11 protein-coding genes and 1 rRNA gene are annotated in these 11896 nt (G+C 43.8%); 7 read left to right on the plus strand and 5 right to left on the minus strand.

All coding sequences use genetic code 11. The features are described from left to right. Positions 1–338, minus strand: a 16S ribosomal RNA gene (locus RBB12_RS15330); the annotation flags it as partial. Between the two features lie 722 nt (positions 339–1060). On the opposite strand from RBB12_RS15330, the gene thrS reads away from it, so the two are divergent. The 4 genes from thrS (at position 1061) to rplT (ending at position 4267) form a co-directional block, all read left to right on the plus strand. Then, a complete protein-coding gene (thrS, locus tag RBB12_RS15335; protein ID WP_306014544.1) occupies positions 1061–3001 on the plus strand; it encodes a threonine--tRNA ligase in 1941 nt (646 codons plus the stop codon). Between the two features lie 36 nt (positions 3002–3037). Then, positions 3038–3589, plus strand: a complete 552-nt coding sequence (gene infC, locus RBB12_RS15340; RefSeq protein WP_293285622.1) for a translation initiation factor IF-3 — start codon at positions 3038–3040, stop codon at positions 3587–3589. Positions 3590–3634: 45 nt separating this feature from the next. Next, positions 3635–3832, plus strand: a complete 198-nt coding sequence (gene rpmI, locus RBB12_RS15345) for a 50S ribosomal protein L35 (protein ID WP_015754448.1) — start codon at positions 3635–3637, stop codon at positions 3830–3832. Positions 3833–3922: 90 nt separating this feature from the next. Then, positions 3923–4267, plus strand: coding sequence for a 50S ribosomal protein L20 (gene rplT, locus RBB12_RS15350; RefSeq protein WP_014033571.1), 345 nt, complete (start codon positions 3923–3925; stop codon positions 4265–4267). An 85-nt stretch (positions 4268–4352) separates the two neighbouring features. Here rplT and RBB12_RS15355 read toward each other — a convergent pair whose 3' ends face one another. Beyond that, a complete protein-coding gene (locus RBB12_RS15355) occupies positions 4353–5930 on the minus strand; it encodes a carboxypeptidase-like regulatory domain-containing protein (RefSeq protein WP_306014545.1) in 1578 nt (525 codons plus the stop codon). A gap of 56 nt (positions 5931–5986) precedes the next feature. Continuing rightward, the gene (locus RBB12_RS15360) at positions 5987–6409 is read right to left on the minus strand and encodes a secondary thiamine-phosphate synthase enzyme YjbQ (RefSeq protein WP_306014546.1); all 423 of its coding nucleotides are present in this window, start codon (positions 6407–6409) and stop codon (positions 5987–5989) included. A gap of 96 nt (positions 6410–6505) precedes the next feature. On the opposite strand from RBB12_RS15360, the gene RBB12_RS15365 reads away from it, so the two are divergent. From RBB12_RS15365 to RBB12_RS15375, 3 genes are all read left to right on the plus strand, one after another. Next, on the plus strand, positions 6506–7297 hold the full coding sequence (locus RBB12_RS15365; protein WP_306014547.1) for an HAD family hydrolase: 792 nt from the start codon (positions 6506–6508) through the stop codon (positions 7295–7297). A 96-nt stretch (positions 7298–7393) separates the two neighbouring features. Then, positions 7394–7912, plus strand: a complete 519-nt coding sequence (locus RBB12_RS15370) for a hypothetical protein (protein ID WP_306014548.1) — start codon at positions 7394–7396, stop codon at positions 7910–7912. A 109-nt stretch (positions 7913–8021) separates the two neighbouring features. Then, positions 8022–8909 (plus strand): dienelactone hydrolase family protein, encoded by an 888-nt coding sequence (locus RBB12_RS15375; RefSeq protein WP_306014549.1) that lies wholly within the window; start codon positions 8022–8024, stop codon positions 8907–8909. Here RBB12_RS15375 and RBB12_RS15380 read toward each other — a convergent pair. Further along, positions 8906–10216, minus strand: a complete 1311-nt coding sequence (locus RBB12_RS15380) for an asparagine synthetase B (RefSeq protein WP_409557913.1) — start codon at positions 10214–10216, stop codon at positions 8906–8908. The genes RBB12_RS15375 and RBB12_RS15380 overlap by 4 nt on opposite strands. After that, the gene (gene dnaB / locus RBB12_RS15385; RefSeq protein WP_179384988.1) at positions 10194–11741 is read right to left on the minus strand and encodes a replicative DNA helicase; all 1548 of its coding nucleotides are present in this window, start codon (positions 11739–11741) and stop codon (positions 10194–10196) included. The genes RBB12_RS15380 and dnaB overlap by 23 nt, the downstream gene beginning before the upstream one ends. Positions 11742–11896 lie beyond the last annotated feature (155 nt).

The raw sequence follows: 11896 nt of genomic DNA on the forward strand, positions 1-11896 counted from the left end.
GGTCCGTGTCTCAGTACCAGTGTGGGGGATCCCCCTCTCAGGGCCCCTAACCATCGCTGCCTTGGTGAGCCGTTACCTCACCAACTAACTAATGGTACGCATGGCCATCCCTGTCCGATAAATCTTTAACCGCAATATCATGCGATATAACGGTACCATGGGGCATTAATCCAAGTTTCCCTGGGCTATTCCCCTGACAGGGGCAGGTTCCATACGCGTTCCGCACCCGTGCGCCGGTCGCCGGCGGAAAAGCAAGCTTTTCCCCGATGCCCCTCGACTTGCATGTGTTAGGCCTGCCGCTAGCGTTCATCCTGAGCCAGGATCAAACTCTTCATTGTATTTCCTTGAATGTCTGTCCGACACCCGGAAATCCCGAGTCCCCGCATCAAAATGGTTCTTTCTTAATTCTACGCTGTCGTTACAATATGTATATGAACTTCTTAATTCTCTTAAAAACTGAGTCAAACTACATTACATCAATCGTCTCATCAGTTTTTACCCTTTACCTCGTTGGCAAAGCGGCTGCAAATTTACAACTGTTTTCTAAACCGGCAAGCTTTTTTTTGAAAAAAAATCAAAACATTTTCTTTGCCTCAAAAACGATGTCTTCACAAGAACTTACCTCAAAACACCTTAGTATTTTTCGGGCTGCAAATGTAAAACGCTTTTTTGGATTACACAATGCTTTTTTTGTGTTTTTTTTCAATCCTGTCGATTCGTCAAAACAATACATCAATCTGCCTCTGAACTTATCCAAAAAAACAAACCCTCTGTTGTTTTCGGGCTGCAAATGTAACACCATTTCGACAACAAACAAGAGCTTTTTTGGGCTTTTACCCACAATAAGCACCAACTCACTGAAAGCGAAGTAGATAAAAATACAACTTTTTTTAAACTTACAAAAACACCTTTGCCTTGCCTTTTCTTCCATCCAAACCAATGAAGCCTATCCTATCTAAAAGGTGAAGAAAATCAGCATGTATTACAACTAACTATTGTAGCATCTACACAAGGTATTATCTTTGTCCTCTGGATTACATAATATAGAAGTTTACACAACATGATAAAAATCACACTGCCCGATGGTGCTGTAAAAGAAGTTGAAATGGGAACTACACCCATGGATGTTGCCAAAAGTATTAGTGAAGGATTGGCCCGAAACGTCATTTCGGCCAAATTCAACGATACCACCGTTGAAACAGTAACCCCTTTGAACGAAGACGGGACCCTGACCTTATATACATGGAACGATGATGAGGGAAAAAAGGCGTTTTGGCACTCCACTTCGCACGTCGTGGCACAGGCACTGGAAGAGCTTTATCCTGGCATAAAACTTACCATAGGACCGGCTATTGAGAACGGTTTTTATTATGATGTTGATTTTGGAGAGCAGTCCATTTCCGAAAAGGACTTTCCAAAAATCGAAAAAAAGGCATTAGAAATTGCCCGTGGCAAGCACGATTATAAAATGAGGAGTGTTTCCAAGACGGATGCGCTTTCCTATTATAAGAGTCAAGGGAACGAATACAAGGTAGAACTCATCGAAAATCTCGACGACGGAACCATTACCTTTTGCGACCACAGCACTTTTACCGATCTATGCCGTGGGGGGCACATTCCCAATACAGGAATCATTAAGGCCATCAAGTTGTTAAGCGTTGCCGGTGCCTACTGGAGAGGTGATGAAAACAACACCCAGCTGACCCGTGTATATGGCATTTCGTTCCCAAAGCAAAAAGAATTGACCGAGTACTTGCACTTATTGGAAGAGGCCAAGAAAAGGGATCATCGAAAATTGGGCAAGGAATTGGAGCTGTTCACCTTTTCGCAAAAGGTAGGTCAAGGCCTTCCCCTGTGGTTGCCCAACGGAGCGGCCCTTCGTGAGCGATTGGAGCAATTCCTGAAGAAGGCACAAAAGAAAGCGGGTTACGAAATGGTGGTCACTCCCCATATTGGACAAAAGGAACTGTATGTTACCTCGGGCCACTACGCCAAGTACGGGGAAGACAGCTTTCAGCCCATACACACTCCAAAAGAAGATGAGGAGTTCCTGTTGAAGCCGATGAACTGTCCACATCATTGTGAAATATACAACAGCCAGCCCTTTAGCTACAAAGATCTTCCCAAACGCTACGCTGAATTTGGTACGGTTTACAGGTATGAGCAAAGCGGCGAGTTGCATGGCCTAACGCGGGTTCGTGGGTTCACCCAAGATGATGCGCATATTTTCTGTACTACGGAGCAATTGAACGACGAGTTCAAAAACGTGATCGACCTTACCTTATATGTATTGAATTCCCTTGGATTTGATAATTTCACCGCACAGGTTTCCGTGAGGGACTTGGAGAATCCTGAAAAATATATCGGAGCCAAGGAAGATTGGGAAAAGGCAGAGCAGGCCATTATTGATGCAGCCGAGGAAAAAGGGTTGAACTACGTAGTGGAAAGTGGTGAAGCCGCATTTTACGGCCCCAAGCTGGACTTTATGATCAAGGATGCGCTTGGTAGAAGTTGGCAATTGGGCACCATCCAAGTGGATTATAACCTTCCCAAGCGATTTGACCTTACCTATAAAGGAAGTGACAACGAATTGCACAGGCCTGTAATGATTCACCGTGCCCCCTTTGGAAGTATGGAACGGTTTGTGGCGCTATTGCTGGAACATACGGGAGGAAACTTCCCGTTGTGGCTGATTCCGACACAGGCTATTGTTCTGCCTGTCAGTGAGAAGCATGAAAAATATGCGCAAAAAGTTTTGAATTCGCTAGAAAATCACGAAATTCGCGCGCTCATTGATAACAGGAACGAAACGGTAGGGAAGAAAATCCGCGAGGCAGAGCTCAAGAAAATCCCTTTTATGATCATTGTTGGGGAACAAGAAGAGGAGTCTGCCACCATTTCGGTCAGGCGACACGGAGGTGAAGATTTGGGCGGTTTAAGCGTTGATGCATTTTCGGACTTGGTAACTACTGAAATAAATAGTACCTTAAAGTCGTTCTAAAAAATTAAGTTTAATTAAAAAGTTTACGTCATAGCAATTAGAAGAAGATTTAGACCCCAACCAAGGAGGGAAAACAAAAACCCTCACAACATCAATGAGAAAATAAAAGCCCGGGAAGTTAGGCTTGTCGGCGACAATGTTGAGATGGGTGTTTACCCCATTTCCAAGGCAAGGGAAATAGCCAACGAACAGGAGTTGGATTTGGTAGAGATTTCACCAAATGCCGAACCACCTGTTTGCAAGGTAATGGATTATAAAAAGTTTCTTTACGAACAGAAGAAACGCGACAAGGCCATGAAGGCCAAAGCGAGCAAAGTGGTCGTAAAGGAAATAAGGTTTGGGCCACAAACGGATGACCATGATTACGAGTTCAAGAAAAGACATGCAGAAAAATTCTTGAAAGATGGTGCCAAACTAAAAGCCTATGTGTTCTTTAAAGGACGTTCCATCGTTTACAAGGACCAAGGCGAAATATTACTGCTCAGGCTGGCCCAAGATTTGGAAGAACTTGGAAAAGTGGAGCAAATGCCCAAATTGGAGGGCAAGCGGATGACGATGTTCATTGCGCCAAAGACGAGTAAAAAATAAATCGGACCGAGTCCGGTACAATAAGCGGAGTTAAATACTAGGAAAATGCCTAAGATGAAAACAAAATCCAGTGCCAAAAAGCGTTTTAAGCTTACCGGAACTGGTAAAATCAAAAGAAAGCACGCTTTCAAGAGTCACATTCTGACGAAAAAATCAAAAAAGCGTAAGCTAAAGTTGACCCATTCGACCTTGGTTCACCCAGCGGATGAGGACAACATCAAGGAACAATTACGTTTAAAATAATCGTTCCAACGGTACATTAATTATTAACCATGGAGTCAGGCTCTTAAAAGACCTTTAAAAAAGAGGCGCCTGCTACAAAAAAATGACATTATGCCAAGATCAGTAAATTCAGTTGCTTCACGAGCTAGAAGAAAAAAAGTGATGAAGCAAGCCAAGGGTTACTTTGGAAGACGTAAAAACGTATGGACAGTAGCCAAAAATGCGGTAGAAAAAGCAATGCTTTATGCATACCGCGATAGAAGAAACAAAAAACGTACGTTCCGTTCCCTATGGATCACCCGTATCAACGCCGGTGCCAGAATGCACGGAATGTCTTACTCTCAATTTATGGGTAAAGTAAAAGCCAATGGAATAGAGCTCAACAGAAAAGTTCTTGCCGATTTGGCCATGAACCACCCAGATGCCTTCAAGGCCATCGTTGAGAAAGTAAAGTAAAAAGTTAATATAAACTTACCCCGCTTATTGAAAGATCCCGCCTTGTGCGGGATCTTTTATTTTATATCATCTTCAACGGCTTAAATTACTCTGGAGTATCGTTTGCTTCCTGAAGCGGCGTATTCATCCAATAGTCCTGTACTGCCTCTACCGATTCATCCGTGACCACATGGTCAAACAATGGCCGTTCCTTATCCATGGGAACCCCATTTTCAGCTCCATCATTTCCCTGTAGTATGCGCTGGGTAAAAAATTCCCTGTATTGCAGATATTCCTTTTGCTCGGAATGACCCAGCATATTCCCGTAAACATCCATCAACCCTTTCACTTTATACACCATACGCTTCTTAATAGCTTCCCTATCATTTGAAAAATAGGCTGTCTCATCCTTTTCCGAAGTAAAAATGGGTCTTATAAATACCTTGTCTTCCTCTTCATGACCTTTCAACAGTTCAAAGGCCAACTTCTTCTTTCTGAAAAATACTTCATAATGCTCCTTCTCCAATGTGGAAGAAATGTTCACTGGATTGTTAAATTCTAGCCAAGTTATCTTATTGTTCGTATCTATACTTATGTTCTTCAGCATGAATGCCGGGGGCAGACGCACCACGAACCGATTGCTAAAGGAGAGGTAATTGAGGAACATTTTGCCTTGGTACGGCCGATATTCCGATTGTATGTGGAATATCATCCGGGAGGAATCTTCATTGGATGGTTCGCTTCCCTCCTTTTTCTTGTTCCACTCATAGGCCGCATAATCCAGCCCATAAATGGAGTAATCCGTTTTGGAGATGATGATCCTCCCTTTTGCCCTAACGTTCTCTTTATAGGTATCAAACAGCACACTATACAGCCATTCCCCATCCAAGTACACATCACTTCCCATTTGAAAATCATGATTGTGAACAAAATCCCTTCGAAGATTGTTCACAAATGAGTAGGAATCGATGTCATAATTACGTACGGCATCGTGAACCCTAAGAATAACCAGCTCATTCCCATTATAAGAAGGCAGAAATCCTTGGGCAATTACCTTATTCTGATTTTCGTAGTCGTAGGACATACTCGAAATACTGTCCCTTGGAAAATCCATGTTCTTCACCAAGCGATAAATCTGGTATTTCGTGGTTTTGGCGTCACTTTTATGAAAACCTTCGTCTCTAACCTCAACAATCGACTCATTCAAATTGAGGTACGTTCGTTCATCTTGTTGATAATCCCTATAATATCCCACAAGGCTAAAAGGGTCCTTTGAAAAATTTCGGGGGATGGCCCGTATAGCCTTCCTTACGATCCGTTTGGCCAAAGACCTATTGGTATACCCGACCACCGTGGTCTCCTGTAAAGCAATGGTCCTTGGTGTAAGATAAATGGTATTGAGACGGTCTTCCGACAATGCATCCATGGCAACGGAGACAGACTCGTACCCCAAAGATGAAATAAGAAGACCTTCGTATTCGGATTTGAACTCCATCGGAATCCTGAAACTACCATCCTCATTGGATATGACCCCTTTGGAAGAGCCCTCCAAGAGAATATTGGCAAACACCACAGGTGCTTTTGATACGGAATCCAAAACACGTCCCTGAATAAACTCTTGGGAAAAAAGCACACAGGGCAGTAGTATGGCAAGGGCGAGTAAATGGGTCCTCTTTCTATTCATTTTTAAGGGTTGTTTGGTCGATTCAACCACAATAATTATTCCAAGCGCCAAGCTGATTAATTGCCGAATGCGGTCAATACCAACCTTCTTCCCGAAGCACGGTCACGGTGTTCACAAAGATAAATACCTTGCCAAATCCCCAAGTTTAACCTGCCATTGGTAATCGGTACTTGGACCGACGATCCCATAAGCGAAGCTTTAATATGGGCGGGCATGTCGTCCGGTCCCTCATAATTGTGCACGTAATAAGGCGCGTTTTCAGGGACCATTTGGTTGATATGGCTCTCAAAATCCGTTCTAACCGTGGGGTCGGCATTCTCATTGATCGTCAAACTGGCCGAAGTATGCTTGATGAAGACCTGCAAAAAACCGGTATTGATGTTCTCGATATCCGGCATTGCATCAAGTACCTGTTCCGTAATTAAATGAAAGCCCCTGGCATATGCGGGCAATTGTATTTCCTTCTGATAAAAATTCATGCTAACATATTCTCTACCCCAATTTAATATAAAGTTTACCAAAACAGCCCCACAGTTCGGCGAATAACAGATAACTTTGCAGCTTAATTTGTTGGCATGGACCTATCACAGATAAAAATGGTGGTTACCGATATGGACGGCACCTTGTTGAATTCCAAACATGAGGTAAGCCCACGTTTTTTTGAAATCTACCAAGAACTCAAAAAGAAGAATATCGCTTTTGTGGCCGCTAGTGGCAGACAGTATCACAGCATGGTCGATAAATTGGAGTCCATCAAGAACGAGATTTTGGTGATTGCCGAAAACGGGGCCCTGATCAGAAAACAAGAGGAGACCTTGCTCACCACGCCCATCAACCTGTCCGAAGTGCACCGAATTCTCGATACCGTTCGCCCGTTACAGAATGTTCATCCGGTGCTTTGCTGTCAAAACAACGCCTTCGTGGGTGGTGATTCCGATGAGTTTCTGGAAATGCTCCGCGAGTACTATTCCGAATTTGAAATTGTAACCGACCAGAAAACAGTGAACGAAGAAGTCCTGAAAATTGCCATCTACCACTTCGAGAACTCCGAGAAGCACATTTATCCCCACGTAAAACACCTGGAAGGTGACTTAAAGGTAAAGGTATCCGGTGTCAACTGGGTCGATGTTTCCAATAAAAATGCCCACAAGGGCTACGCACTCCAAAAGGTAATGGATGAATATCAGATTGCATCACACGAACTTATGGTCTTCGGGGATTACAACAACGATTTGGAAATGCTAGCACTATCCGATTACAGTTTTGCCATGGCCAATGCCCATCCCAATGTTTTGAAAACCGCCAAATATACCACCCATAGCAATGACGATTTTGGAGTGGAGCGTATTCTGGAAAGGCTCCTCTAGTATTTTCCAAATGGATTGATTTTTTATATATCTTTATGATTGGCAGTTGATTACACCGACTGTTTCTCCCCCATTGACTTTTTAAAAATCAACCGTATGAAAAATGTATTAAAAGCATTCGCCGTTGTATGCCTTATTGCCAGCTGTGAAACCAAAAGCTCTCAACCTCAAATGGATTATGACAAAGCCAGGTCATCCATCAATAAAAGTATTGATGCATGGGATACAGGCTGGGAAAACAAGGATGTGGAACTATCCATTAAACATTACGCCGATAGTACCGACTGGACTAATGCATTTGGTGACCGGGTTCAGACCAAGAAAGAACTAAAAAAACTCTTGGAAACGATTTTTGGACTTGATTTTGTTATGTCTGGTGAAAACAATTATGGAGCGAACGAAATCCGTTTTCTAAGTGATTCCATTGCATCGGTACGAACGCAAAACATCCGTACAAAACAAAAATGGCCTGATGGAACACCCATGGACGACAGGATAATCAATCACTTGAGGGTGTATCAAAATTTGCAGGGAAAATGGTTGATCACCCATCATATGATCAGCCAGGCATGGCCCAAAAATAGACCTGTGGATAGTCTCACTACGGAAAATTGATCAAAATCCATTCCAATTTCCCACTGCTGAAGCAGTTTCCAATTAATTTTATGATTCAGCAATAGGATAATTTGTACCTTAAGGTCATTGTTAACCAAACACCAGCAGCATGGCACCCTTAAAAAAAGATGACATCAAACAGGAAGTTTTTGACCTGTACGACAAATATGCCCATAACCAGATAGACCGTAGGGAATTCATGGAAAAGCTCTCTGTTTACGCCGTGGGCGGCATTACCCTGGCCTCTTTGATGAGTTTTGTAATGCCCAATTACAAGGATACGCTGACCGTATCGCCCAATGACCCGGAACTGGATTCCAAGTTCATCACCTATAACTCTCCAAAGGGTGGTGGCGAAATCAAAGGATTATTGTCCAAACCAAAAAATAGTTCGGGCAAAATGGGCGGTGTGGTTGTGGTACACGAAAATCGCGGACTCAACCCCTATATAGAAGATGTGGGGCGAAGAGCTGCAAAAGCCGGTTTTATTTCGTTGGCTCCGGATGCGCTTACTCCGCTTGGAGGTTATCCCGGAAATGATGATGACGGAAGGGCCATGCAACGGGAACGAGATCGCAACGAAATGTTGGAGGATTTTATCGCCGCCTACGAGTATCTCAAAAATCACGAAGACTGTAATGGCAAAGTGGGTGTGGTCGGATTTTGTTTCGGCGGATGGATTTCCAATATGATGGCCGTGAAAGTGCCGGATTTGGCCGCTGCCGTTCCTTTTTATGGAAGTCAGCCCGAAGATAATGAAGTAGCACAAATACAGGCCCCACTATTGATTCATTATGCTGGATTGGATGAACGGGTGAACGCGGGTTGGCCCGATTACGAAGCAAAACTAAAGGAACTCGATAAAGATTACGAAGTCCATTTTTATCCCGATGTCAACCACGGCTTCCATAACAATACCACGCCACGTTTTGATGAGGCCTCGGCCGATTTAGCTTGGAAAAGAACCATTGACTTCTTTAAAGAGCACTTGGGTTAGGTCTTCTGCTTTTTTTTGCGGGCGGCGGGAAACAAAACATTGTTCAAAATCAATCGGTATCCGGGCGAAGTGGGATGCAACTCCAATTCCGTTTTGGGGTCCCCTACCCTATGCTGGTAATCCTCTGGATCATGGCCGCCATAAAAGGTGAAGAAACCTTTCCCTTTTATACCATGAATGTATCGGGCCTCTCCGTTGATTTTGTTCTCGCCCAAGACCATTACCGTGGGCTTCACTTCGTTTCGGGTATAGGCAGTGGTCTGCCCCATAAACCCTTTCACCAAACTCGTATGGTTTTGTGTTAGCATGGTAGGTACAGGGTCCCATTTTGCGGAAAACTCCATCAAAGAAAAATAATCGGATTCCCTCGGTACATTCGCACGTTTGTTTGTCATATCGATGGAGGAAAACTCATATCGGATGGGGTTCCGTTCCAAGGTAAAGTTGGTGAAGGCAAACGTTTTGCTAAAATCCAATTTGGCTTGATAGTTCGCATCGGAAGGGTCTCCGTCGAACATCGGTTCGCAGATATCCACTCCCTCGGCAGCAAGGGCAATATCAAAACTATCGGTTGCGGAGCACATGGCAAACATGAACCCGCCACCAATCACATAATTTCTGATCTTGAGGGCAACGGCCAATTTCTCTTCCGAAACTTTTGAGTAGCCCAAGCTCTGCGCCAATGCCTCGGCATTGGCCTTATCCTCAATATACCAAGGAGCCGCTCTATAATGTCCGTAAAAGCGTCCATACTGGCCTGTAAAGTCCTCATGGTGCAGGTGCAACCAATCGTATAGCGCCAATTTATCGCCCAGAACTTCAGTATCGTATATGGTGGTATAGGGAATCTCCGCATAGGTCAGTACCATGGTCACAGCATCGTCCCAAGGTTGGTTCCCCTTTGGGGAATACACTGCGATCTTTGGTGCTTTTTCAAGGATAACGGCATCCTGATTCTGTGATGGACTGCTGATTTCATCCAAGATTTGCTCGGCCTGCGCATCGGATAAGACCTCAAAGGAAACGCCACGAATTTGGCATTCCTTTCGAATCGCATCACCATCAGGCAATAAAAAAGAGCCGCCCCGATAATTGAGCAGCCATTGCACCTTTTGCTGCTTGGACAATACCCAATAGGTAATTCCGTAAGCTTTTAAATGATTTTTTTGACCTTCGGCATCCATCGGTACCAGGATGACCGAGGCAAAAGATTGTAAAGAAAGTAAGAGTGAAATAAAAAGGAGACATCTCGACTTCGCTCGAGGTGACAGAAAGGTTGCTATTTTAAAAAGGTACGTCATTATCATCTGGGTCATCGTCACTGTTCATTGCGCTGCCAAAAGCATCATCCGCACTCGGATAATTTGGCGTTGCAAAGGGATTTTCTTCATCCGCATTCATCTTCGATTGGAATTCGAATGGGGAATCAAAGTCATCCAAGTTATCAAATTTACCCAGAGCACCCACAAATTTTAACCTAATATTTTCTAAACCTCCATTACGGTGTTTGGCCACAATAAACTCGGCTTGACCTTGGGTCGGGGTGCGCTCCTCATCGTCCCACTCGTCAATTTTATAATATTCCGGCCTGTAAATAAAGGAAACGATATCCGCATCCTGCTCAATGGCTCCCGATTCCCTCAAATCGGAAAGAATGGGTCGTTTACTGCCTCCCCTTGTCTCAACTGCCCTCGATAACTGTGACAGGGCAATCACAGGAACGTTGAGTTCCTTCGCGAGTGCCTTTAAGTTTCTGGAGATGGTGGAGATTTCCTGTTCACGGTTCCCTCCTTTTTGGCTTCCACCTGCCGTCATCAACTGCAAGTAGTCAATGATAATCAACTTGATACCGTGTTGGGATGCCAATCGCCTGGCCTTTGCCCTCAAGTCAAAAATGGAAAGCGATGGTGTGTCATCAATGAACAAAGGTGCCTTTTCCAGCGTCTTTACTTTTACATTGAGCTGTTCCCACTCGTGCTTTTCCAGTTTACCGGTCCGTAATTTTTCGGAAGACAAGCCCGTTTCGGAAGAAATCAAACGGGTAATCAACTGCACGGATGACATCTCCAAGGAGAAAAAGGCAACGGGAATTTCTGAATTCACCGCAATGTTCCTCGCCATGGAAAGGGTCAAGGCCGTTTTACCCATACCGGGACGTGCTGCCACAATGATCAAATCACTGGGTTGCCATCCAGAGGTCAACTTGTCCAATTTATCAAAACCGGAGGGGATTCCACTCAACCCCTCTTTATTGGATATTTCCTCAATTCGCTTTTTGGCCTGTATCACCAAATTTTGGGCGGTTTCGGCCGAACGTTTAAGGTTTCCTTGGGTGACTTCGTACAATTTGGCCTCTGCATTGTCCAGAAGGTCAAAAACATCGGTAGCATCACTGTAGGCCTCCTCAATGATATCGTTAGAAATCTTGATAAGACTTCTTTGAATGTATTTTTGGAGTATGATCCTGGCGTGAAACTCAATATGCGCCGAAGAGGCTACTTTTTGGGTCAGTTTTATCAGGTAAAAATCACCTCCTACCGCTTCCAGCTTGCCATCTTTCTTCAATTGGGCCGAAACGGTTAATAAATCCACCGGTTCGGAAGATTCGAACAATTTAAAGATGGCTTCGTAAATATATTTGTGGGAATCCTTGTAGAAAACATCTGGATGAAGAATATCGATGACCTCATCCACCCCTTTTTTGTCAATCATCATCGCACCCAATACAACCTCCTCTAAATCAACTGCTTGAGGTGGTATTTTCCCCTTCTCCAAATTGATAAGGGTGGATTTGTCCACGCGATGTCCAACAATGGGGCTAGGTTTTTCCATGAATGCGAAAGTAGCTAATTAACCTTTAGTTAACTTTAATTTTGACGGATGTGATTTCCACAGGTACTCAACAATTTAAATGTTGATAACTTAAAATACCTGTTGATAACATAAAAAAAATCGGGGATATTACCTAACAAAAAAGATAAGTCCCC

The sequence above is a fragment of the Allomuricauda sp. MMSF_3307 genome, from assembly GCF_030733585.1.
GTDB lineage: Bacteria > Bacteroidota > Bacteroidia > Flavobacteriales > Flavobacteriaceae > Flagellimonas.